14 protein-coding genes and 1 tRNA gene are annotated in these 26,579 nt (G+C 32.7%); 6 read left to right on the forward strand and 9 right to left on the reverse strand.

Annotated elements, in window-relative coordinates; genetic code table 11:
• Positions 1–3: 3 nt before the first annotated feature.
• Positions 4–2,562, forward strand: coding sequence for a ribosomal protein L7/L12 (locus tag OA93_RS25265; RefSeq protein WP_052259452.1), 2,559 nt, complete (start codon positions 4–6; stop codon positions 2,560–2,562).
• Positions 2,552–4,336, forward strand: coding sequence for a tetratricopeptide repeat protein (locus tag OA93_RS24150; RefSeq protein WP_052259453.1), 1,785 nt, complete (start codon positions 2,552–2,554; stop codon positions 4,334–4,336). The genes OA93_RS25265 and OA93_RS24150 overlap by 11 nt, the downstream gene beginning before the upstream one ends.
• Positions 4,337–4,399: 63 nt before the next feature.
• On the opposite strand, the gene OA93_RS14030 is transcribed toward OA93_RS24150, so the two are convergent.
• From OA93_RS14030 to OA93_RS14070, 9 genes are all read right to left on the reverse strand, one after another.
• Positions 4,400–6,046 carry an SWIM zinc finger-containing protein gene (locus tag OA93_RS14030; protein ID WP_039113977.1) on the reverse strand — a complete coding sequence of 549 codons (1,647 nt, stop codon included), beginning with the start codon at positions 6,044–6,046 and terminating at the stop codon, positions 4,400–4,402.
• A gap of 3 nt (positions 6,047–6,049) precedes the next feature.
• Positions 6,050–9,388: a WGR domain-containing protein gene (locus OA93_RS14035; protein WP_039113978.1), complete on the reverse strand. Its 3,339-nt coding sequence runs from the start codon at positions 9,386–9,388 to the stop codon at positions 6,050–6,052.
• Positions 9,389–9,406: 18 nt separating this feature from the next.
• Positions 9,407–10,921, reverse strand: a complete 1,515-nt coding sequence (locus OA93_RS14040) for a reverse transcriptase family protein (RefSeq protein ID WP_039113979.1) — start codon at positions 10,919–10,921, stop codon at positions 9,407–9,409.
• Positions 10,922–11,246: 325 nt separating this feature from the next.
• The gene (locus OA93_RS14045) at positions 11,247–12,305 is read right to left on the reverse strand and encodes a proline iminopeptidase-family hydrolase (protein ID WP_039114006.1); all 1,059 of its coding nucleotides are present in this window, start codon (positions 12,303–12,305) and stop codon (positions 11,247–11,249) included.
• A gap of 221 nt (positions 12,306–12,526) precedes the next feature.
• Positions 12,527–14,302: an AMP-dependent synthetase/ligase gene (locus OA93_RS14050; RefSeq protein WP_039113980.1), complete on the reverse strand. Its 1,776-nt coding sequence runs from the start codon at positions 14,300–14,302 to the stop codon at positions 12,527–12,529.
• A gap of 505 nt (positions 14,303–14,807) precedes the next feature.
• Entirely contained in the window at positions 14,808–15,245 is a 438-nt protein-coding gene (locus tag OA93_RS14055; RefSeq protein ID WP_039113981.1) for a hypothetical protein, read from the reverse strand.
• 605 nt (positions 15,246–15,850) lie between these two features.
• Positions 15,851–19,564 (reverse strand): phosphoribosylformylglycinamidine synthase, encoded by a 3,714-nt coding sequence (purL, locus tag OA93_RS14060; protein ID WP_276203407.1) that lies wholly within the window; start codon positions 19,562–19,564, stop codon positions 15,851–15,853.
• A 615-nt stretch (positions 19,565–20,179) separates the two neighbouring features.
• Positions 20,180–22,030 carry an endonuclease gene (locus OA93_RS14065; protein WP_039113984.1) on the reverse strand — a complete coding sequence of 617 codons (1,851 nt, stop codon included), beginning with the start codon at positions 22,028–22,030 and terminating at the stop codon, positions 20,180–20,182.
• A gap of 385 nt (positions 22,031–22,415) precedes the next feature.
• Complete coding sequence (locus tag OA93_RS14070) at positions 22,416–23,912, reverse strand: hypothetical protein (RefSeq protein WP_039113985.1); 1,497 nt, start codon at positions 23,910–23,912, stop codon at positions 22,416–22,418.
• 125 nt (positions 23,913–24,037) lie between these two features.
• Between OA93_RS14070 and OA93_RS14075 the strand changes: the two genes are divergently transcribed.
• The 4 genes from OA93_RS14075 (at position 24,038) to OA93_RS14090 (ending at position 26,538) form a co-directional block, all read left to right on the forward strand.
• The gene (locus tag OA93_RS14075) at positions 24,038–24,466 is read left to right on the forward strand and encodes a PaaI family thioesterase (RefSeq protein ID WP_039113986.1); all 429 of its coding nucleotides are present in this window, start codon (positions 24,038–24,040) and stop codon (positions 24,464–24,466) included.
• Positions 24,467–24,476: 10 nt separating this feature from the next.
• The gene (locus OA93_RS14080) at positions 24,477–25,541 is read left to right on the forward strand and encodes a chorismate-binding protein (protein ID WP_039113987.1); all 1,065 of its coding nucleotides are present in this window, start codon (positions 24,477–24,479) and stop codon (positions 25,539–25,541) included.
• Between the two features lie 129 nt (positions 25,542–25,670).
• Positions 25,671–26,387: a bacillithiol biosynthesis deacetylase BshB1 gene (bshB1, locus tag OA93_RS14085; protein WP_039113988.1), complete on the forward strand. Its 717-nt coding sequence runs from the start codon at positions 25,671–25,673 to the stop codon at positions 26,385–26,387.
• A 77-nt stretch (positions 26,388–26,464) separates the two neighbouring features.
• Positions 26,465–26,538: transfer RNA gene (locus OA93_RS14090), tRNA-His, on the forward strand.
• Positions 26,539–26,579 lie beyond the last annotated feature (41 nt).

Below are 26,579 nucleotides of genomic sequence, written 5' to 3' on the forward strand. Positions count from 1 at the left end.
AAAATGGAATTTCTAAACTACTTTCAATCATACGAAGACTATTTCTGGGAATGGGAGAATAAAATATTATCTGAAGATAGTGTCTTTGAAACAATAACAATCCCTAATGGACAAACTATTGGTTACGAGAAATTTGTTTTTGAAATTTTAGAATACCTTTCAGATGATAGTATTCCACCATTTGGCACTTTACTGTTGGCCATTGTAGCTACAAATCCAGAAAATGAGCAAGCAATTGAGATGATTCATAATTTGGTAAAAAGTAAGAATATAGTAACTGCTTTTCCGCAGTCTCAATCCTTTAGAATGGGTGCCAGTATAGATTTTTTAAAAATACTGTCTAGTTTACCAAATGAATATAAAGTTGGCGAAAAAAGGATGAGGTTATTTCAGACTATTTTTCATGAATGCCATAACAGAGTTTCATCAGAAAAAGCAAAAAACCTTCTAGAAGAATATAATAATCATAAACATTATTTATTAAAAACAGCTGAAAAGATTCCATTCAACGAGGCTAATTTTAGAAAAGATTTCAGGGCATTGGCTTTGCTAAAAGCTAAGTTTCCAACGCTTCAATCGATATTAGATGCGATGGAAAGCATTCCTCATGACGATTTAAATGATGCGTTGAATGAGGGAATTTTAGAAGAAAAAAATCTATCTGATAACGTAACTGATTATGTAGACCAACTTATTGAGGAAGACAAAACATTTCATGTAGGAAGCCTTATTAAACGACTTTGGTCAGGATTAAATATTCCGCTTCATCATAATCATCCGAGTGAGCAACCACTTGGAGGGATTTCGGATTTAACGAATAAAGGAGATTTTGATAAACTCGTAATTTCTGAATTTGCGTATGATGATGATGTTTTTATGTCCAGAATTGCCAATAACGAAGCCTTGTATATTCAACGTGAAGTGCCGCCAGAAGCAGATAAATTCAGACGTATTTTATTAATAGATAATACCTTAAAAAACTGGGGAAATCCTAAAGTTTTAGCTTTTGCTTCGGCTATCGCAATTGCCAGACATCCTAAAACTGATATTGAATGTCAGGTTTATGTAGTTGGAGAAGATTACAAGGAAGTTTCAGTTGAAAATGTTAGCGAAGTCATTAATTCTCTAACTGAACTTAGTAGTAAATTAAGCTGTTCAGCAGGATTAGATTCTTTTTTTGCAGAAAATAAAATTAATAGTAAAAACCAGGAAGTATTTCTTTTTTCATCAGAAGAAAGTTTAAAGCTTGCTCCGATGCAAAATGCTATGAGTACGTATTTTGATGATATAAAATATGTTTTTGCAATAGGCATGCAGGATATTAATGTTTTTAAAAATCAGAATAAAGGCAAGAAACTGTTGCAGCATATTATTATGCCGTTGGAGGAGTTATGGCAAAAAGATAATACAAACAAAAAGCAAAGAGTTAAAGAAATAAGAGATGAAAGTATGCCGTTGCTTTATCCTGTTGAGCGATCTTACCAAAATATATTTACTCATAACAATGAGTTTTATATGTACATAAATGGTAATTTATTTATGTTTTCTAATGATAGATTTGATAAGGGATTTGTGAAAATAGCTTCTAACCTTCCGTTTAAGAATGGCAATTTTGCGATGAAAACAAATAGTGAAGGAGAGAAAATACTTTGGTATCATTATTATGATTTAATGCATTATGCTAGCACCATAAATCTTAATACTAAAGAATTAAAAAGTTATAAAGATTTTGATAAAAAAATTAATGATACATCTCTCAAAGTATTTGAATATAATCAGGATTTTTATTTAGCAGGAGGTGTTATAGACCTTTTGCCAGTTTTTTACCAGATTGCTAACGATTTTCGTTCAGCAGCATTGAGAGATGAAAAACTAAGACAAGCTTTTAGGAATAATCTTGAAGAAAATTCTTCTTTCATTAATAATTATAAAAATAGTAGAGTTAAATATAGTGTAATTAAAAAAGTAGAAAGTGTTGTAGTTTATGGTAATTGCTTGATAATTAATGGGTATAGTATTGAGGATTTGCAGTTCAAAAAAGAGCATAGATTTTCATATAGAGAGTTAGAAAATTTATCTATAAAATTTGAAGAAAAAGTTAATCTTATTTTAAAAAACAAAGGAACATCTCCTTTGGCTGTTGTACAAATAATAAAAACGAATACTGATAAAACATTAAAAGAAGCTAAAGAAATTATCGATGGACAATTTAGTGTTATTTTGAAAGATGCAACAAAAGAGACTGCGGAGAAATTGAAAATGGAAATCGAAATGAATGGAGCAGTTTGTTATATAGAAACCCAATATTTTCAGTCTAAGGATGGTAGTAAAATTACCAATCAAGATGGAATTTTGATTTTTGATAGTAGCGATACGCGACTCGAGAAGTTTTATATTCCTTTTATTTTAAATACACAGACTGCTATTGTTTCGATGGACGAATGTACAGGAAATCCATATTTTATTTCAAATGAATTTAAACAAAAGAATATAGCAATTGACCAGTTTTTGGAAATATATTTTCAACCTTTTATTTTGAATATCACACTTCATGGAGCTTAAATTAAGAATAAATACAAAAAACACCTTTCCGAAAGGAGGCATTTTTATTAAAAGTGCCTCAGCGGAAGTATGGCTTCATGAAATGCAAAACATCGGATTATCGCTTGATTCTATTGCTGTTTTTCCAGTTCCAAGTATACGCGCAAATGAATTACTGGGTTGCTTATTAGTTTTTAATCAGAGTAATATAAAAATTACAGAGATTGGAAAAAATAACTTTTACCAATTGGCAGCAAACAAGTTATTTATTCCAGAAAACACTTTAATTACACCTGAATTAACAGAAGATGAATGGTCTAATTTGTTTTCAGAAGAATATCATTTTTTGCATCCTGAAATTGGTTTAGTTGAATTAAAAGAAGAAGTAAACTGGGTAGATTTACTTCGGTTGCCAATTCAAAAAGAAATCGAAATAACAGAACCGTCAAAAACGGTTTCGATTCCGCAATTCATAACTTCGATGCGTGTCGAGATAGATCAGGAAAAGATTTTAGAGACCATTGAAAATCCACCTTCAGAAGAAGAAATAATTGGGAAAATGCCTTTTGATATGCAAAAAGTAATGAAAGGAAACCAAAAAGAAATGGATAAGTTTATGGCTTTTCTGGATAAGAACCCAAAATTAGCTTTACAATATGCGATTCCGCTTGATACATTAGGAACTTCGAGAGGCGATAATTACGGGAAGTTTTCGTTTGGTTCCGGTGGAAATGTTTTTCAGACTGGTTTTGCTAAAATTGGAGATTTTTTTGATAGAAAGAGTGGTAGCTCAAATCAAAGTCACGGTTTAACTATGATCTTTAGATTGATTTTTCTTTTGTTCTTTCTATCTAGTATTCGCAGTTGCAGCTCTGGAAAATCGAGTTTTAGTGCTCAGACTTTTTTTGTCTGTGTAGTTGTCATAATTATAATCGTTTTGATTATTGCACTTTTGTCAAAAGGAACATCCAGTGGAAGCGGTTCAGATTCAGCTTCAGGTGGATCTTTTATGGTCGATTCTCAACGATTCAGCACTTTGCAAAGTAAATATGAAAAACTGGCTGAGGAATTTATTGAGAAAGGAGAGTATCAGAAAGCGGCTCACATTTATTTAAAATTATTAAAGAATTATCCAAAAGCAGCCGAAGTTCTTGAAAAAGGAGAATTGTATTCCGAAGCAGCGGCAATCTATTTAAAGTATTGCAAGAACAAACAAAAAGCTGCGGCATGTTATGAAAAAGGTCATGCGTACAAAGAAGCAATTGAAATCTATAAAGAGCTAAACGACAATGAGAAAGTTGGGGATTTATATGTGATTCTTAAAGACAAAAAAGAAGCCGATAAATATTTTAATAGAGTTATAGAAAATTACAAAACGAATTTTCAATATATAAAAGCTTCGCTGGTTTATAAAAATAAGATTGGTGATGTAACTGAAGCTCAGGAAATCCTTTTGGAGGGTTGGAAGACGAATAAAGATGCTGGAAAATGTCTAAATAATTATTTTGTAAACATTGATTCGGCTGAAGACTTATCAATTGCAATAAATGATGTTTATAAAAATACAGTTATTCCAGAAAATGCGCCAGTATTTCTTCATTTGTTAAAACATGAATTTACAAAACACGAGGAAAATCAAGGAATGATAAAAAACATAGCCTATGAGATTGTTGCAGATAGAATTGATAAAAATCCAGATGTTGCTTCAGAATTAGTACATTTTAATAAAAATAATAAATTGGTGCTAAAAGATGTAATGAAGTATAAGCTTGGAGCAAAGAAAAAGATTAGATAGTTTTTCTAAACCTTCATTATCTAAAAAACGAAAACCACGAATGTAATATTCGTGGTTTTTATATTATATAGCTTTTTTAGTTTGCAATGCCATTCGGGTTGCTAGAATATGTTCACAAGGTCCTTTTCGTAATTGATTTGATTTGTAAAAAGAACATTCACAAAACCCTTCAATAAGACGGTTATCTTTGTCTAATACTGCAAGAGTACTGTAAGTAAAGTTTTTATCGCTTACTTTTCCTTTAATTTGTAATTGATCAGCACTTGCAGCCGAAGTTATTTTTACTCTATTTTCGGTTATGTAATTATTGGCAATCTCTTCTTGTGGGCTTGCAAAACGTAATGACTTCATGTTTAGAGGTTCTTGAGTCAATTCCCTCACGCGATATACTCCTAAGTTTAAATCATAAATTACTCGTCCAGCCTGAGTATACGCGGTTAATGATGCCGAAACTACAGACGGATCAAGATTTAGCTTTTTAGCTAAATTATCAGATGTATCAAGCCAATTTTCTTTTAATGCATTGAAAACTTTTTCCTGAGTAAATAAATCTACATTACTTCTTGGTGCCATTAAATCAAAATTACCTGCGGTGCTCCAATCATTTTTAGTCCATCCAGACAAGCCTAAAGTATAGGACATATCGCCTAAGTCGGCGATAAAAAAAGAAGGTAAACCAGATCCTAATAAAACTACTTTAAAGTTTCGGGCTACAGGAATTAGTCTTTCTAAAATAAGTAAACGGCGTCTTCCCCAGATACGAATTGTTTTAGATTCGTTTCCTTGATAAATAGAACGATGAAATGTAATTTCGTCATGCAAAGGTTCGAATATTGCTTTAATAGGTTTGTCTGGTTCTAGCACAAATCGTAAAGCTCTAGGTCCTTTCTTTTCTTTGAAGCGTCGTAAATATTGGCACAAGCTAAAAATATCCATAGGATGTAAATTGAGTACTGTTGCAGGTAAAGTCATTGCTGAACTTACTTGTAAAAATCCTCTAACCCACGAATCAGGCAAATCTATTTTTACCTCTTTATAGACTTGTTCATTTGTTGTTTTAGCTTCAAAACCAGAAGGGTCAATCTTAAATTCGGTTTCTTTATAATTTCTTATTTTCTGGAATTCATTATATAATCCTTCTGAATAATCAATATTTGTTGTACCACATTTAAAGTCACTAATCTCTGTGAATATATTATAATTACAGCTTAATTTTCCATAAGACGATTCGTCTTTACTGAAACATTCAAAAAAGACTTCATCAGGATGTACCGTGATTACTGGATCTAATACGTACCAGGCATCTTTATCATTTTTATATAAATAATCAAAATAGGCAGTTTTGGCTTTGTTAAAAGGTCCCATTACTGTTCTTTTTTCTTTTTGAACGATACTTAATTCTTCTTTTAATTCCTGAATACGGGCACGGACATTTTCAATCTGAAAATCGGCCATATATTCACTTAGCCATATCTTTTCTTGCTCTGCTGCCCATAATTTGTATTCTTCCTTATCCTTTGGAAAAAAACGTAAATCAGAAATTACTACGTCATGCAACGCAGAAATAGCTTCTCTAAAAGCTATTTTTTGGTTTAGTTTTCCAACAAAAAAAGTAGGTTCTCGCAAAGTATCTGGCGAAAAACTCATGCCAGTACTAGTAGAGGTGTTATTTACAATGGTGCTTCCGCTATATTTATAATCAAATAACATAACTTAGTTTTTAAGGATTAAATGGGTATGCAATTGCGGATAAAGCATTTTTAAATCGGTCAAAATAGAGATGCAATTTGCTTTATCTTGTATGGCAACTGTAGCCGAAACTTCGTCGATAATTTGGGTTACAAAAACTGCAGCTTCTTCGCTTTTTTTTCCTTCCTGATGTAAAAACTGAAAAATACGCTGTTTAGCAATTCTGGCTTTATGTACTCGGGTTAATACGGAACGGAAATAGAAATCGAGTTCTTTTAACTTTGGAAGATTATCTGTGGCATACGTGTTTAGATAATTTGTTACAAAAAACTGAATATTTACGCTAGGATGCTGGCTTAATTTGGTTAGATAAGTTACACCATCATCTGGATTAAAATATCGGGTAATTATTTCTTTTCCAAATTGTTCTACAGCTGGCAATACAGAATCGACAATGCTTATCAGACATTCTAAATCCCAATCAGTTTCATCAAATTCAGTTTTGAAAAAATTAAATGCAAATGCTCTGGTATCATCCCGAGTTGTATCTAGTATTACTAAAGCATTATTTCTTTCGGCTCGAATTCGTTCTTTTTTATCCACAAAATAATTCCAACACCATTGTCTTATAGCTAAGATTTCATGGTTTCCTAAAGAGATAATCTGGCGGATTGTAAAATCATCTTTACGAGAATATTTCTTCAAAATTTCATAACCAGTTAATTGACTTTCTCTATAATTAGCATGAATCAATTTTATAACATCTCGTGGTTGTAATGCTGTATCCCAATGATTGGTTGTTTCTTCAAGAATGAATTTTTTGAAGATTAAATGAGCATCTTCAAACTTTTCTTTTCGAATCATTGCATAAACCGCATTAGGAAGAGCAACCCCGATTATACCTGAATTTGATTTGCCTAATTGTGTAATACGCTCTAGAACTGACTCAATAACATCTGAGTATTCATTATGAAATAAATCTAACAAAGAGTCACTATTTGCTAATAAGTAATCTTCCTGATAGTTGTTTAATAACTGAATACCATTTTTTCTAATTTCAGCACTTTCATCTTCTAAAAAGAGAGTAATTAATGAAAATGGAATTTCTTTAGAATCTACTTTTTTGGATTTTAGAATTAAAATATTGCTGGCAAGTAAATTATTAGTTTTTAAATCCGATGAAATTAAGCGAGCTACAATGTCCCAACTCAATTGTTCGAGTTGAGGTGTAGCAATTTTTTTAAGTCTGTCGATTGCAAGAGTTGCTAATGCATTGTTTGCATCAGACTCTTCAAACGTAAGTAGTTCAACGATTACTTTTCCAGTAATTACTTTGGCTTTATCTTCCGTAAATGCAAAGTTCTCTAAAGTGCTCGTTATCCATGTTTTTAAATCAGAAACTTCATTAAAAATTAGTTTTACAACACATTCAATATCATTAAGAAATAGTGCCGTGTTTGATAAAATATGGTTTTTAGACCAATTTCTTGCAGACTCGGTTTTAGAGTTCAGCACATCAGCAATAAAACTAACCTGAGTAGAAAGAACATCATTTTTCAGGACAATTGTTTCAAATCCTAAATTGTTTGGTATAGTAAAATCACTATTTAATAAATTTAAAATACTTGTTTCGTCAAAACGATTGATTAAAGTATTATAGTCATTTCTTGCCTTTAAATTATGATAAGCAAACTCATGAATAATATTCATTTGCCCTTCCATTATAAGCTGAATATAAGCTTCAGGAAAAGCATCCCAATGTTCTGGAAATAATTCTAAACGGCTTGTAGAACTTTCTACAATAGTTTTTTGTTCTTCAGGAACGATAAGACTTTGAGTTTTTTTCTCTGTTTCTTTCTTTCCAAAAAAAGTTGAAAATGCCTTTTTGGCAACATCTAATACTGAGCTAGAACTTTGGTCTGCAGCAGTATTTTTATTTTCAGTAGTTACTTTACTACTTACTTTAGTTACTTGATTTGAATCGTAATAATAGTTTTTGCTTGAGAATACTTCCTGATTTAAAATGAATTTCATCTTTGAAGTTAAAATTCGTTTTTCGTCATTCCCAAATAAGATTGTAGATAACAATGCCAAGTTAGAACACTCAGGGTAATCTACTACTGTGTAATAATATTTCTGATCATTATAATTGTATTGTCCATAGATGTTTATAGGCGATTTTTCGGCTTTGCTATAATCATCTTCTGAGTATTTTAATAAAATGGATACAGCAAACTTGAGGTATTTTTTTGAATCCATTTCAGAATCCATTTCTTTTAAAAATCGAAGACTATTTTTCTGAAAATAGAATTTGGTAAAATTAGAGAATGCAATTTTACTGTTTTTCCCTCGAAGTTCTTTCCCAATGTTTACTCTTTCATTTATAGCAGTAATAAATTGAGAGTTGTCATATTCACTTTCTAATGAAACGGTTCTTGTGAACATAGGGTTCTCATTCTCAAAACGATAAGCAAGAACTGCAATTGCATCTGCATCGTTTCTTATATGAGCTAGTTTGTAAATAGCTCTAATGTGCTTAAAATAAGGAGGTCTAAATGGAACTGCTTCTAGTAAAAAAATAACAATTTCATGTAATTTGCTATCAAATTTTGCAACTAAGTATAAAGCTGTTAGATAATTGATAGAATTATTCTCTAGTTCCTCTTTTAGAAAAATTATTAACGAATCGAAATCTTTTTTATCAATATGATATCGAGCTTCTTGAGGTATTGCCTCTAGAATTGTTGAGATATGTTTTTGTAATTCCTCCTCTTTTAAGATTCCTAGTAATCCCTCATGAGCCAGATTTCTTATATATTCTTTTTGTTTGTTTTGTAAAGCATACGATTTAAAAACTTCTTCTGCAGTATCTGATTTAAGCTTTATTAAAGCCCAAATAGCCGAATAGGTTTGTAAATCATCCCCTTTTGAGGCTAATTTAATGATATAAGGAATCGCTTCTTTAGTATCTAATAAACCCGCTTTCCAAATTACGCGACTGGTTTTCCAAGTTGTACTAAAAGTTTGTTTTCCCATTACAGCATCTTCTAAACGCTGAAGAATAACACCGTTTATAGAATCAGGTTCTACACTTTTTAACGAAGGAAGGTCGATTAATGTTTCTATTTCTGAAGCGTATCCTTTAACTTTTTTCTCATTTTCAAGTTTATCAAAAATGATTTGTGCTTTATCGGCCGAAACATATTCGGGAGTTTTAGTCCCATCTTTTAAAACGCTACCTCTTCTTCCATATCTAAAATTGACTACATAATTAGTATCATCAATACTACACAAGTCTATTTCGTATACTTTATCTGAATTCCCTTCTTTATAGAAAAGTTTAATCTGCTTAATTAATTTCATAATTGAAAAGGGTATTAATTAAAAAATATTCCACCAGTTTTCTGGCTTTTGATCCGTTACTGTTTCTTCTATTTCATCAAGAACAGGAACAGGTATTGGGGTTACTTTTTCAGGAATACTTGTTTTTGCTATATTGGGTTGACCGTGTTTCTTTATAATGGTTTTTAAATTTTGTTTAAATGCCGTTCCTTTTTCAGGATTCACCATGTATACATAATTAATATAACCTTCTATGGCATTAATTAGATGAATAGCTTTTCCCCATTGTTGGTCTTTCCATCCATTTTTTTCAATATTATGTAGTAGGGCACGGAATTTTCGTAATTGAATTCTATCTATATTTAGTTTTTTATTTACAACAACTCCAGTAACTTTTTGTTGCATCCCTTTTCGCATTACGTGCACTTTGTCGGGATGAATTATAAAACCTTCTGATTCAATAATTTTTTTAGTATAATATAATAATCGGGAAACATTTTGACTATTTTTTTCAGTAGTCGAAAAACTCATATCATCTGCATAACGGGTATAGCTAAAATTTAATTTTTTGGCTAACCCATTAATTTTTTTATCCATTTTATAAACAATCATATTACTTATTGCAGGACTTGCAGGAGAACCCTGAGGTAATTTGCGTTCACCAGATTGTACATAATAAGTAACTCCGTCTAGTGTAGTTTCATTAATCTCGGAGTAGGTGCATAATAAACCTAAAATTGTAGCGAGTTCTTCAGAGTAGCCCATTTTATGGAACAATCCTTTTACTCGTTTATAAGTTACAGTAGGGAAAAAATCTTTTAAATCTACATTAACAACAATGTCTTTGTTAATGTGTGGTTCTGCATTGGTAACAATAGAGCGCTCTTTTATAAAACCATGCGCCTCTATAGTATAAGGTATTTTGTGGAGTATGTTTTCTAAAATCCAGGTTTGAACTTCTTTTAGCTTTGGTTTTGGAGCAGATATCTTGCGCTTACCACCTGATTTTTTTTCAAGTTCAAATGTATGGTAATGATTGATTTTAGAAACTTTTCTGTTATAAGCAAGATATTGTAATGCTTTTAAATCTATCTGCATGCTTTTGGCCAATGCTAATGCATCTTCATAAATAGGCAGACTATATTTTTCTAAAAGTGTAGAATCGGTTTCTTTAGCATTTAAACCTCTAGATACGGATTCCCCTAAATATAAAATTTGTTGCTGTTGCAATAATTTCCAATTTTCAGCTTTATCCAGTCTTTTCTTCTCTTGGTTTAATTTGGTTTCTGCTCTTTTTTCTTTAGCAATTTTCATACGTGCTTTACGCATTTCAAGAACCATAGCTTCTTTATTGCTAAACTTTCTGTCTTGTGCTAAAAGATCATTTAATTCCTTCTCAATCTTTGCTTCCTGATTAATTAGAATTTCAGATAGAGTAGGTTCAGATCCTGATTGCCAAAATCCTAAACGTTGCATTTCTTCTAATATGTAGCTATCCTTTGAGGTAGCTTTTATTCTATCATAAATTTGTTGTTTACTAAGCTGTTCAGACATATTACAATCGCTATTTTACATTAAAAAGCCCTATTGTAGCAATAGGGCTTAAAGTTTAAAACCTTCGTATTTTCTAAGGACTATGTCTATCAACTCCCGAGAAAGGGTACTATACGTACAGTTAATCTCGAGGAGGTGGAACCGAAACTGTACGTATAGTACCCTTTCTCATCCATAAGATAGAAGTAGTGCTGAATGTTAAATAATCTTACATCGATGACGAAACATCATCATTTTCTTTATACAAGAAAAGCAAGGTATTTCTTAAACTCAAAACAAACATACTAAAAAACTTTTAATTGAATACTAATAAAATTAAAATAGATTATCCTTTTTTAAAACTCCCATTATCCACATCTTTAAGGAACTGGATTACACCAGGAAAATAATGTTTAGGGTCATCATATTGAGAAAGATGGCTTCCGTTAGGACAGAATAAAAAGCGCCCGTTTTGTACTTCGTTTGCAATCCATTTCATGTGTTCCGGATCCATAGTATCGTATTTAGAACCAATAGATAAAGTAGGAACTGTAATCGTTTTTAATCTTGATTTTATATCCCAGTTTTTTAATGTAGCATTTCCAGTTATCCCAAATTCACTCGGACCTTGCATATACACATATACGCTTGGATTAATGTGTTTGAAACATCTGTTTATAGATTCTGGCCATTCCTCTAGAGGCATTCTTAAAATATGTTGTGTGTAATAATTTTTAAAAAGCAGTTCGCTGTATTTAGGATTTTCAAAATCATTCTTTGCTTCAATATCCTGTAACTCTTTTAATACTTTTGGATCCATTTGCGGAGCCAGAACATCTTTGGCATATTTATTATATTCAGGAACACTTGCCATCATGTTAGAGATAATAAGACCTTTTAAGTTTTTTTGATACTTTAGCGCATATTCCATAGCAAGGATTCCGCCCCAAGATTGACCCAAAATATAAAAGTTAGAATTGTCCAAGCCTAATGCAATGCGTACTTGTTCTACCTCTTCTACAAAACGTTCATTTGTCCATAAACTACTATCGGTAGGCTGGTCGCTATAGTAAGAGCCTAATTGATCGTAATATATGTATTCGATACTTTCGTTAGGAAAATAACCATCAAAACATTCGTATAATTCATGTGTAAGTCCTGGACCACCATGCAATAATAAAACTTTTATCGTAGGATTGTTACCAACAGTTTTTGTCCATACTTTAAATTTTCCTTTGGGAGTAGTAATCGGAATCATCTTAATTCCACCGGTAAGTTGGTTATCACGTTTAGAAAAATCTAAATAATTTGCTTTAACTGTGTCTACTTTATTTTCCTCTTTGATTTCTTTACAATTAGAAAATAACATAATGCTTAAGAAACAAATGATGATTTTTACTTTCATGATTTTTATTTTAGGATTATTCGGAATCTTAAAAATAGATAAATTTATTGAAATTGCTAGCATTGTCTAAAAAATAGAACGCGGATGATACGGATTCGCTAACGCGAAAACGCTGATAAAAACGGATTTTTTCTTTTTACAAGTTTTAAAAATCAGTATTTATCAGCGTCTTTACTTTAGTAAATCAGCGTTATCCGCGTTACTTCTTTAGGTAATATGTTTTATTCGCCGTAGATTTTCTTATAAAGTGGCGCGTAAATTTCTTTGATTATTTTACGTTTTAGTTTTAAAGTTGGAGTTAATTGTCCGCCATCGATAGACCAAACATCTGGAGTAAGCTCAAAACGTTTGATTTTTTCCCAATGACCAAATTTTTCATTTACAGCTTCAACTTCTTCATCAATACGCTTAATTACCTGAACATTTGTAATGATATCGTTGTTAGAATCTCCTAAAACTATTTTGTGAATTTTAGCCCATTCTTTTACAAATTCAAAGTTTGGTTGGATAAAAGCAGCTGGCATTTTTTCGCCTTCACCAATAACCATTATTTGTTCGATAAAACGAGATTGTTTCATCATGTTCTCAATCATTTGAGGAGCAATATATTTTCCTCCCGAAGTTTTGAACATTTCTTTTTTACGATCAGTGATTTTAAGGAAACCTTCGCTGTCGATTTCACCAATATCTCCTGTATGGAAATATCCATTTTGTAATGCTTCGGCAGTTTTTTCTTCATCTTTGTAGTATCCCATCATAACGTTAGGTCCTTTACAAAGGATTTCTCCATCTTCGGCAATTTTAACTTCTACATTACGAATTACTTTTCCAACAGTTCCAATTTTAAAACCTCTGTTTCTAGTATCGTTTACAGATATTACAGGAGAAGTTTCAGATAAACCGTAACCTTCCATAACAGGTATTCCTGCTGCTGCAAAAACGCGAGTTAATCTTGTTTGTAAAGCGGCACTTCCAGAAACCATTAAATCTATATTACCACCTAAACCTTCTTTCCATTTACTGAAAATTAATTTACGTGCTATTTTTAATTGAAATTCATACCAAAAACCATTTGCTCCGTAAGGCTCATATCTTAAACCTAAATCGATAGCCCAGAAAAATAATTTCTTTTTGATTCCCGTTAATTCAGCTCCTTTAGCATAAATTTTATCATATACTTTTTCAAGAAGTCTAGGAACAGCTGTAATTACATTTGGTCTAACTTCTTTTAAGTTATCGCTTAATTTATCAATTGATTCTCCAAAGTATACCGAAATACCATAATATTGATAAATGTACAATATCATTCTTTCGAAAATATGACAAATAGGAAGGAAGCTTAATGCTACACTATTTCCTGGGTCAAACGGAATTCTTGGAGCACTGTCCAGAACATTCGAAACGATGTTTTTATGCGAAAGCATAACACCTTTAGGACGTCCAGTTGTTCCAGATGTATATATTATCGTAGCAAGATCTTCAGTATCGATACTGTCTTTTCTTGCTTCAACTTCATTCTGATTGCTTTCATCTGCACCTTCGCCTAATACAATAGTCCAGTTTTTGGCTCCAGCGATTTCATCAAAAGTAAAAACATCTTTTAATGTAGGTACATTTTGTTTAATAGCTAATACTTTGTCTAATACTTCTTTATCAGATACAAAACAATAACTACTACCACTATGGTTTAAAACATATTCGTAATCTTCCTCAGATATAGTAGGGTAAATAGGAACGGTTTGCGCTCCAGTTTGTAAAACTCCAATGTCCATGATATGCCATTCCGTTCTATTAGTAGAAGTGATTAAAGCAATTTTATCATTTTTTTGAACTCCCATACGTAATAACGCGCGAGAAACGGCATTGGCTTTTGCAATATATTCTTCAGTAGAGGTTTTTTCCCAAACACCATTACGTTTGGTTACTAAAGCATCTTTTTTATTATATTTTTCTTTCTGATAATAAGGAAAATCAAAAAGTCTCGTAATTGTAACCATGGCGTTTAGATTGAATTTTACCGCAAATTAATAAAATTTATCGTTAATTTTTATTTTTAATAAATTAAATATGAAAACTTTAATTCTAATTAATATAAATTACGAAATCGATTTCTTTATGCGATATATTTTATTTTATTTATATTGCTAATTAACAATAGGATAATGATATTATTTGTTTAAAAAACTAAATTTAGACATCAGATTTAAAGTACCGCCTTTGTGTTAGTTATGATTAAAGTTTTCCCCAGATTGCTTCTTGTTTTTAGAATAATGCAATTAAATTAAGAAAAAAAGATTACGGATTTTAGATTGCTTCGCCTGTTTTGTCCCAAAATTTCAGGATCAGGTTCGGGTAACGATTTTTGATTGCGGTTATATGAAGCCTCCAAAAAATGACAATCTTTTTTACCAACACCAAATCATAAATCATAAACCTACAATCGTAAATCTACAATCTAAAATCGCTTAATCTTTCTTAATTTTTTTAATGATTCAGAAATATTTATTTCTTTACTTCTTCAGCATATTCTTTTACTCTCTCTCCAGAAATATACATTTTCTTTTTCTTAAAATGAATAGAGAATTGCGCGTAAATCCATTCGCTGTCTTCTTTATCATTTGTTTTGTACCAAAGAGAATATGAAGCACTATCAAATCCTTCTTTAAATATAGGGATTCCAATTTCAGAACATTCAAATCCCCAAGTAATGTTTTTCTTGGTAAGATCTTCATATTGATAAATTCCAGTTCCATTTGCATTTAACTGAACAATTGGTTCCGTTTTTCCATCATATAAATAAATTCCGTTTACAGGATAAGAGATTGTAGTAGTAATGAAACGTTCTTGATTTTTAGCTGTAATTTTTTCAGTTTTAATTTGAGAATATACGTTTGTTAAACAAAGAAAAAGTGTGATAAAAAGTAGGTTTTTAACTTTCATTAATATGGTATTTAGGGATTAATTTTATTTGTTTTCGGGGCACAATAAATAAGTCTATTTTTTATGCGGGAGGGCAAAACTAATAAAATCAGGTCAAAAAAAAAGACAAAATCAGCGTACTAATTTTATCTTTTTTATACCAAAAATGGGATGTATTGAGAATTAACTCGTTGTGTTTTTAGTGCTCAATTTTGTGTATGAGAGTAGTCTTACTTAATAAAAAGAAGAGTCTAAATTTTTCAGACAACCTCTTTGTTTATTTTGTAAGTTTTAGAAGAATGATAGGTAATTGCTCCAGCGGAGCATCATATTTATAGTAAATTAAAGAGGGTTTGGGTAAAAGCTACAGCGTAGCGATATATTGGTTTTTCTTTAGATTGCTATATACGTCCAATGGGTTTTGGCACAAGCATAGAAATCATCTAATTAATGAAATACCACCCCGATGGGGTTTCTTTTGATTACAATTAAAATTACTATAAATATAACGTCCCGCTGGGACTTTCTTTATCAATAATTAAAAAAAAATGACATTATTTCAATAAAAAAAAGGTTGTCTGAAAATAACTTTTCGGACAACCTTTTTTTTAGTATGAGTATAAAAATTAGATTTTCTCAATCCATTTTCTAGCATTTACAAACGCTTCATGCCAAGGAGAAACTTCATCGTTTCTGTCTTTTGGATAGTGCGCCCAGTTCCATTGGAAAGTAGAACGCTCAATGTGTGGCATCATAACTAAATGTCTTCCTGTTTTATCACACATCATTGCTGTGTTATAATCAGAACCATTTGGGTTTGCAGGATATCCTTCGTAAGCATATTTAGATACGATATTGTAATTTTCTTCTGCTAGTGGTAAATTAAATTTTCCTTCACCATGAGAAACCCAAACTCCAAGAGTACTTCCTGCAAGAGATGATAACATCACTGAGTTGTTTTCTTGTACTTTTACAGATGTAAAGATACTTTCGTGTTTGTTACTTTCGTTATGCAATAATTTACCGTGTACTTCATGTTCCGGATTAATTACCTCTAGTTCCATAAACAATTGGCAACCATTACAGATTCCTACAGATAATGTATCTTCTCTTTTAAAGAATTTATCCAAAGCTGTTTTTGCTTTTTCATTGTATAAGAATGCTCCAGCCCAACCTTTAGCAGAACCTAAAACATCCGAGTTAGAGAATCCTCCAACTGCACCAATAAACTGAATATCTTCAAGCGTTTCACGACCAGAAATTAAATCGGTCATGTGAACATCTTTTACATCAAATCCGGCCAAGTACATTGCATTTGCCATTTCGCGCTCAGAATTACTTCCTTTTTCACGAATAATAGCTGCTTTTGGTCTTGGTTTCGAAGCGTCGATTACTGGTTTTTTTCCTGTAAAATGTGCTGGGAAAGTATAGTTTAAAACTTGATTTTTATAGTTTTCAAAACGGGCTTTAGCGGTTCCGTTTTTAGATTGTTTTTGATCTAATAAATAAGAAGTTTCAAACCAAATATCTCTGTACTTCGCAATATCCAAATTATAAATTCCAAATTCCAAACTTGGTTTGCTTTGAACTGAACCAATTTTGAAGAATTCGATATTGTTGGCGCTTAGTTTAGCTTCAACAGCAGCATCAGATTTTGCCTGGAAAACGATTCCGATGTTTTCAGCGAAAAGAATTTTCAACAAATCTTTTTCTGCGAAAGCACTAAAATCAATTTTAGCTCCAAGGTTTACATCAGCAAAACATAATTCTAATAAAGTTGTGATTAAACCACCACTTCCGATATCATGTCCAGCAAGAATTTGGTCTTCGCCAATTAATTCCTGAATGGTATTAAATGCATTTTTAAAGAAAGAAGCGTCTTTAATAGTAGAAGTTTCGTTTCCGATAGTATTTCTGATTTGTGCAAAAGAAGAACCTCCTAATTTGTACGCATCCTGAGATAAATTGATATAATAAATAGAATCTCCATTTTTCTGTAAAACAGGCTCTACTACTTTTTTAATGTCTGTACAATTTCCACCTGCCGAAATAATAACCGTTCCCGGTGCGATTACTTCATCATTAGGATATTTTTGTTTCATAGAAAGTGAATCTTTTCCTGTTGGGATATTGATTCCTAGCTCAATTGCAAATTCAGAACAACCTTCTACAGCTGCGTATAAACGAGCATCTTCACCTTCGTTTTTACAAGCCCACATCCAGTTTGCAGAAAGTGAAATTCCTTTTAAACCATCTTTAATCGGAGCCCAAACAATGTTTGATAATGATTCGGCAATTGCATTTCTGCTTCCTGCTACAGGATCAATTAAAGCAGCGATAGGAGCATGCCCGATAGAAGTTGCAATTCCTTCTTTACCTAAATAATCTAAAGCCATTACACCAACATTATTCAATGGTAATTGTAATGGTCCTGCACATTGTTGCTTTGCAACTTTTCCACCTACACAACGGTCAACCTTATTTGTTAGCCAGTCTTTAGATGCAACTGCTTCTAAACGTAAAACATCTTGTAAATAACTTTCGAAGTCATTTGCTGTATAAGAAACATCAGCATATTTTCTATCGATAGTTTTGTCATTCATAATCGTTTTTGGAGAACTTCCAAAGAAATCTTCTAGTGCATAATCCATAGGTTTAGCTCCAGTCGATTTAGATTCAAAGGTAAAACGGTGATCTCCCGTTACATCTCCAACTTGGTACATTGGCGAACGCTCTCTGTCGGCGATTCTTTGTAAGATATCAATATCTTTTTGACCAATTACTAATCCCATTCTTTCCTGAGATTCGTTTCCGATAATTTCTTTAGCAGAAAGGGTTGGATCACCAACAGGTAATTTATCTAAATCTATTAAACCTCCAGTTTCTTCTACTAGTTCAGAAAGACAGTTTAAGTGTCCTCCAGCTCCGTGATCATGGATAGATACAATTGGGTTGTTATCGCTTTCTACCAAACCACGAATGGCATTGGCAGCACGTTTTTGCATTTCTGGATTAGAACGTTGGATAGCATTTAATTCAATTCCTGAACCAAAAGCTCCTGTATCTGCAGATGAAACCGCAGCTCCACCCATTCCGATTCTATAATTTTCTCCACCAAGAATAACGATTTTATCTCCTTCTTGTGGTTTCTTTTTAATGGCTTGATCTAATTTTCCGTAACCGATTCCACCCGCTTGCATGATTACTTTATCGTAACCAATTTTGCGGTCGTTTTCTGAATGTTCAAAAGTTAAAACTGAACCTGTAATAAGTGGCTGACCAAATTTATTTCCGAAATCTGATGCTCCGTTAGAAGCTTTGATCAAGATATCCATTGGAGTTTGGTATAACCATTTTCTTTCGTCCATTGCGTTTTCCCATGTTCTGTCATCCTGTGCAGATTCAGATTTTAAACGAGAATATGAAGTCATGTAAACGGCTGTTCCTGCAAGTGGTAAAGAACCTTGTCCTCCTGCAAGACGGTCACGAATTTCTCCTCCTGATCCTGTTGCAGCACCGTTAAAAGGCTCTACAGTTGTTGGGAAATTGTGTGTTTCGGCTTTTAATGAAATAACCGAATCAAATTCTTTTATTTCGTAAAAGTCTGGTTTGTCTGCTGTTTTTGGAGCAAACTGTTGTACGCGTGGTCCTTTTACAAAAGCCACATTATCTTTGTAAGCCGAAACGATATCGTTAGGGTTTTCCTGAGATGTTTTCTTGATTAATTTAAATAAAGACGTTTCTTTTTCTTCTCCGTCAATTACAAAAGTTCCGTTGAAAATTTTGTGACGACAGTGTTCTGAATTTGCTTGTGAGAAAGCAAAAATCTCAGAGTCGGTTAATTTACGTCCTAGTTTTACAGCTAGATTGTCTAGATAATCTACTTCTTCCTGGCTCAAAGCCAACCCTTCGGTTTTGTTGTAAGCAGCAATATCATCAATGTCCAAAATTGCTTCTGGTTGCACGTTGATAGTAAAGATTTCTTGATTCAGTTCAGTATATTTTTGCGAAAGCATCGGGTCAAAATCTGAAAAATCAGCTGTTGCCGGATAAAATTCTTCAATTCTGATGATGCCAGGAATACCCATATTCTGAGTAATCTCTACAGCATTTGTACTCCAAGGGGTAATCATAGTGGCACGAGGACCAACAAAAAAATCCGTCAGTACGGATTTTTCTATTTTATTGGAGTTGGCAAAAAGCCAGTTTAATTTTGAAATGTCTTGAGCCGAAATTTCGTTTTGCGTTTGTACTGCAAAAACAGTTTTGCTTTGGTTTTCAAAGAAATGAATCATTGTGTTGTGTAGTTTGTTGTATTTAGCTGCAAATTTAGTGTAAATAAATAGTAAGCGCAAATTTGAAAACGAACTCTTTTAAAAAAAAATGCAGTGATTTTTTTTCATGATAATGTCGGGAGGTTCAATGGTAATGTGTAGAGGCGCAGAGCAGTACGTTTTTTTAAAATTTTGCAATGACGCAAAGTTTTTTGTTTCACGCAGATTTGGCTGATTGAGCAGATTTAATTGATTGAGAATTATTAAATCTGCATAAATTCTTTAGAGGTCTTGTATCTGCTTTATCTGCAAAATTTGAGGGAAAGATATTCCTTGTATGTAAAGTTTTTTGTTTCACACGGATTTGGCTAATTGAGCAGATTTAATTGATTTGAGAATTATTAAATCTGCATAAATTCTTTAGAGGTCTTGTATCTGCTTTATCTGCAAAATTTGCGGGAAAGATATTTCTTGTATGCAAAGATTTTTGTTTCACACGGATTTGGCTAATTGAGGATATTTAATTGATTGAGAATTATTAAATCTGCATAAAATCTTTAGAGGTTTTGTATCAGCTTTATCTGCAAAATCTGCGTGAAAAAAATGCTATTTAATTTAGTATTAAAACCAAAAAAAAGCGACAATTTGCCGCTTTTTAATTATTGAATATCTAATTTGTAATTAATTGATTATTATCTTTTTAATGAAAGTTTTTTCCTCTTTTGTAGCTTTAACTATATACAATCCTTTAGGTAGATTACTTACAGCTATAGATTGCTGAGTTGTGTTTACTTTTTCGAATACTTTTTGTCCAGATACCGAAATTATTTCTATTGTATAAGGAGTGTTTGAATTATCGAAATCAATAAAAAAGTTACCGTCTGAAGGGTTTGGATATAAGTGAATCTCATCTGAATCTGACATTAATTCAGGGTTTGTTACTTTCAGTGTACGATTTCCTAAATTTTCACAAGAATCTACAGCAAATGAATCCCATTGTGAACTTAAATTAAATGTTGTGCTTGGAGAAGTTACAGTTGATTTTCTTCTTAAAGTTACATTAGCTGCAAAGTCAGCTGCTCCACCATTAAAAGTTCCGATGATGTCGATAAGTACTCCATTTTTAAATAAACCCATAGGGTCATTTCCATTAAAAGTAATCTCTGAAGCTGTTGTCGAAATATTGGCTGAAGCTTTAGGATAACATGTAGAAGCAATAGAACTATTTACAATAGTAAATTTGGTTCCGCTATTTAAAGTTCCGCTTAAGGCTAGACCAGAACTCCATGTTCCGCCTCCGTTTGTTTGTCTTTTTATAGTGTATCCAGATAAGTTAATTGGGCTACCTGTTGCATTCAGAATTTCTAAAGCTTTGTTATTTCCAGAACCTTCTATATATTCTGAGAATAATAAATCGGTTGTTGTTCCGCCGCCAGTTCCAGTACCGGCATCTGTTGTTTCGGTAATTGTATTGCTTGTAGCCGAAATATTTCCTGCTGCGTCATTTGCTTTTACAGTAAGATTATAGCTTGTTGAAGCTGTTAAGCCAGTTATAGTAGCGGTTAATGTTGTAACTGTAGTTTTTAAAACTCCATTAGCATATACATTATATCCTGTAACTCCTACGTTATCTGTAGATGCTGTCCAACTTACAGAAATAGTGCTGGACGTTTTTGCGGTGCTTGCTAAGCTTGTTGGTGCAGTTGGTGCTTGCGTATCGCTAGATGGGCTCCAAACCTGATTTACATATTCGGGATGATCGATGTAAGGGTTTCGGTTGTTTTGACGTGCGTAAATAGCATTATTTCTTGCAATTTCTCTTGCGCTTACTGGATCTTGCGCATTCCATGCCAAAAGAATATTTAAGAATGCAGCTGTAAATACTTTATTACTTGTTCCCTCAAACATAGGGTAGTTGTAGCCTGCAACGGTATTTTCATAACGCGTTGCAAAATAAAAATACATTCGGGCAATATCTCCTTTAAATTCGTTGATTGGCTCAAAAACAGTTCCCGAATATCCAGAAGTTGAATTTGCTCCAAGTTTCCCTCCGTTTTTAGAAATGTAAGTTGGTGTGTTTACAACTCCATGCGGATAATTTGATCTTATACCATTTACTTTTCCATCCGTTGGAGTGATGAAATGAGCATCAGAAACCATAGGTGATTTTTCACTAAATACTGATTGTGGGATTATATGTTCGCGGTTATAACAATCTCCTTCTACGACATAACTACCACATCGTTGTGTAGTTCCTATGCTATAATTATAAGGATCTGTTCCTGACGGATTTTCAGAATACATGTCTAGAACTGTTCCATCGTTTTCATAAAAATTATCAATGTCAGATGCTTGATAAGTGACGTACAAACCGGCATAACCATTGTCTGTATGATCTTTTATGATATTGTACAATTGTGTTTTAAGGGCGTAACCTGTACCTGTTGCAGTGTTGTAATATCCCGAAGGAATTTGAGCAAAAGTCACAAAACTAAAAAGCAGTAATAAAATGGAAGAGTAGATTTTCTTCATAATTAATTTAATAGTTTAAAGTTAAAAAAAATAGGGCTTGTGAAACTTTCAAAAAATTGATTTTGAGTTGGTTAGTTTTACAATGAAACAAATCTACATCTTTTGACGATATCTTGTGTTAAGAGATGTTTAATTTATGCAGCATTTTTCTTACTCGTGACTATTATAATTGATTGGAAGGGATTTAAGAGAATGTAAGGTTAAAAGATCTTGCATTCCTTTAAATTTCTAAATAGGTCTGTTTTTTTTCTCAATATTGTCTCTCTGATGAAGGAAGAGTCTCCACTAGTGGCTCGACAATATAGAAATAGTTTGTGTTAGTTTCTCGCGGAGATTCTTCCTTCGTCAGAAAGACAAGTTTGTGGTTTTTTATAGTAAATTAAATCTATTTCGGAAATGGCATGCTTTGATAAGCGCCTAAATCGGGAGGTGAAGTTCTTGTGTTTCCTATAATATCAATCGGAATGTTATACGCCTGATTTCCTTTTGCGAAAGCGCCAGAATTGGTGTCGATATTAAATTTGTTTTCTGAAGCATTATAAAACTTAGGATCCTGATTTAATATAATTGCATTATAATGTTGGGTATCGGTGTTAAACTGAAAATCGGGATTAGTACTTGTGCTGCTAAATTTGATTAGGCAATTATTAAATTGATATACAAAAGCTGAATTTGCTTTTTTGTTTAAAGATAATTCGTTTGTATTTGATCCGTAAACAATACAATTATTGAAAGTTGCCTGTGTTAAATCTTTGGTTTCGGGAGTTGCGCCTGCAAGAGTATTACTAAGAGAAACCGCAGCTTGTTGAGAACTTTGCCAATTGTTATTGAATGTGCAATGTGTAAATTCATAATTTCCGCCATATAAACAAGCTAAACTCGATAATCCTGCACGGTTTATTACAATGTTTTCGCCTTTTATTTTTGCGTTTTGTGCCAGAATACCATGATTTACAGAGTTGTAAATTTGTGTGTTTTTAATGCTAACAGTTGTTTGGTCGCTATTTTCTATTAGTAAACCAGTGGTTGCATTTTTAATCGTAAGATGATTGATGATATTATTTGTACTTCCGTCAGCAAGCCAGATTGTTCCCCATTGTCCTGGAACATCGGAGTATAATGGTTCTAAACGATCTCCTTCAAAAATTACTTCTTTTTCTAATTTTTCTGTTGATGAAAGAGCTCCATTTACATTAATACTTGCTTTTTTGCTAACCAAAAGCCCTGAATTTGAATGAAAATAAACTCTTGATCCAGCATCAAACGTAGCGGTTTTTCCTTCGGGAACGGCTGCGTAGCCATATATTACATACGGTTTTTGGTTTGTAAATTGTAATTCGTTTTCTTCCAGATAAAAACCTTCTACTTCCTTGCCATCAATTGGTAATGTTTCGATAGTTCCGTCAGAGAGTTTTTTTGGATATAAAAAAGTAGCATCCTGAATAAGTGTTACCAATTCTACGTTTTGAAGATTTACACCACTATCAAACTGGATTTGGTCGGTGTATAAAAAATCGGTTGGGTTTGCATCGGTAATTGCAGCAGTTGTTTCTATAAAAATATACATACTGTCTTTGGCCAAAAGCGTTACATCGCTAAAGATTTTACCCTCTGTTCCATGCATTCCATCAACAGTCATTCTGTATTTAGAGCTTAAGCCTTTTCCTAGTTTGATAGACGGGATTGTAATGTCTTTTTTACCTTGATTAAATACTTTGAGTTGGTATGTACTCGAGCCAATATTCGTAAAAACAGTATCTAGATAAACGGTGTCTTTTGAGAAAACTAAATCTCCAGTACTGGCAACGGTTTCAAAATCACTTCGACATGAACTTGTTGCTAAAAGTATTCCGATAGTAAATAGTAAAAAAAAAGTACGCATTTGAATAGAATTTATGTAAAAATAGCAAAAAACTAATTCGATTAACATATGATTTTCAATTTAGAATTGCATTTTCTGTTTTGTGACTCATCTTTTATTTAATTTTACATTTTAAAGCCAAACAAATGAATTTTAGTAAAGAACAAATATTGGAGCGTTGCAATCAGTTTTCTCAAAACACCTTAATGCAAACTCTACAAATTGAATATATTGATGCTGGAGCAGATTTTTTAGTAGCCAGAATGCCTGTAAATCCAGCAGTTCACCAACCAATGGGATTATTACACGGAGGTGCATCGGTAGCACTTGCAGAAAGTGTGGGTAGTGCAGCATCATTTTTTTTTATAAATCCTGAATTACAAGAAGTACGCGGAATAGAAATTTCGGCAAATCATTTAAAAAGTATTCGTGAAGGTTATGTTTACGGAACAGCACGAATTATTCATAAAGGAAGAAGTTTGCATCTTTGGGAAATCAAAATTACCGATGAAGAAGGGAATCTGGTTTCTTTATGCAAATTGACGAACATGGTTTTGGACAGGCAAAAAAAGTAATCTGGAAATCATGAATGAATTTTTTTCTAAAATTAAAAAACACAAAGAACAGCTTTTGCCCTTTGTACTTTATAAGAAACCAAAATCGGATACAATCATAGCTTTACTACAACAAAATAATACGTTGCATAAGGTTGTTGATTATAAGGAAAAAGGTTTTGTATTTGCTTCTTTTGATAAAAAACAAATTGTTCTTATTCCCGAAAAGGAATCTGAAATTTGTACGACTCTGTTGGAGCGAAAACCGATAAATTTAGTTGATGTTGCTGATTCTGGTTTTGATGCTGAAGCTAAAAAACAATTTGAAACATTAGTTGTTAATGGTGTTCAGGCTATTGTGAATGATGAGTTTAAAAAAGTAGTTTTATCTCGTAGTGAAATTGTTCCTTTGAATGATTTTGATTTTATTGAGACTTTTCAAAATTTAGCAAATTTATATCCAACAACATTAGCGTATTGTTTTTATCATCCCGAAGTTGGTTTCTGGATGGGAGCAACGCCTGAGCAATTGCTTAAAGCAAATGGGAATATTTTTGAAACCACTGCTTTGGCGGGAACTCAAAAGGCTGCTTTAGCATCTGAGGTTATCTGGCATCAGAAAGAGAAAGATGAGCAACAATATGTTACCGACTTTATTGTAAAAAGATTGCAGGACGTAGCTTCTTCTGTTGCGGTTACGGAACCTTATAGCGCTAATGCTGGAAGTATCTGGCATATAAAAACCGATATTTCGGGGGCTTTAAATACTGATTCTAGTTTAGATGAAGTGATAGATTTATTGCATCCAACACCTGCAGTTTGTGGTTATCCTAAAAAGAAATCCAGAGCATTTATTCTGGAAAATGAAAATTACGATAGAACTTTTTATACTGGTTTTTTAGGCGAATTAAATAGCAGTTTCGCTTCTGACTCGATAAGCTCTGATTTATTTGTAAATTTACGAAGTATGCAAATACGTAATTCTGAAGCCGTTTTGTATATGGGATGCGGAATCACGAAAGAAAGTATTCCTGAAAACGAGTGGGAGGAAAGTGTGAATAAGTCAATGACGATGAAAAGGGTTTTAAACGTGTAACTGTTGAATAGTTTTCAGTCGCAGTAATCAGTAACAGTAATCAGTAACAGTAATCCGTAAGTAGTAGCAGTAATCAGTGAAAACTGTAAACTGCGACTGTAAACTGAAACTGGTACTAAAATATAAAACATGAAATTAGATATATTAGCTTTTGGAGCACATCCAGATGATGTAGAATTAGGTTGTGCAGGAACAATTTTAAAAGAAGTTTCTTTAGGGAAGAAAGTTGGCATTGTCGATTTGACCCGAGGAGAATTAGGAACACGTGGTTCTGCTGAATTAAGAGATCAGGAAGCTGCTGCTGCGGCAAACATATTAGGAGTTTCTGTACGTGAAAATTTAGCGATGCGTGATGGTTTTTTTGTAAATGACGAAGCGCATCAATTAGAGGTCATAAAAATGATCCGTAAGTACAAACCTGAGATTGTTTTGTGTAATGCAATCGATGATCGCCATATTGATCACGGAAAAGGTAGCAAATTAGTTTCTGATGCTTGTTTCTTATCTGGTTTGATGAAGATAGAAACAACTCTTAATGGAGAACAACAAACAGCATGGCGTCCTAAAGTTGTGTATCATTATATTCAGTGGAAAAATATAGTGCCAGACTTTGTTGTGGACATCACAGGATTTACTGAAAAGAAAATAGAATCGATTCTAGCATATGGATCGCAGTTTTATGATGCGAATTCTAAAGAACCTGCTACCCCGATAACGAGTAAAAATTTTCTTGAAAGTTTAAATTATCGTGCACAAGACTTAGGAAGATTAGTTGGTGTAGATTTTGCCGAAGGTTTTACTGTTGAAAGGTGTTTGGCCGTCAATAGTTTAGGGAATTTGATGTAAAAAAGATGAAAATTTTTCATTTTTTTCTTTGTAGAAGTAAAGTTTTGCTCTATATTTGCACTCGCTAAGCAGAAATGGTGGTTGTAGCTCAGCTGGTTAGAGCATCGGTTTGTGGTACCGAGGGTCGCCGGTTCGAACCCGGTCATCCACCCAGAAATTTAAAGCCTTGAAGAAATTCAAGGCTTTTTTTGT

Origin of the sequence: Flavobacterium sp. KMS, assembly GCF_000813005.1 — a bacterium.
Classification (GTDB): domain Bacteria; phylum Bacteroidota; class Bacteroidia; order Flavobacteriales; family Flavobacteriaceae; genus Flavobacterium.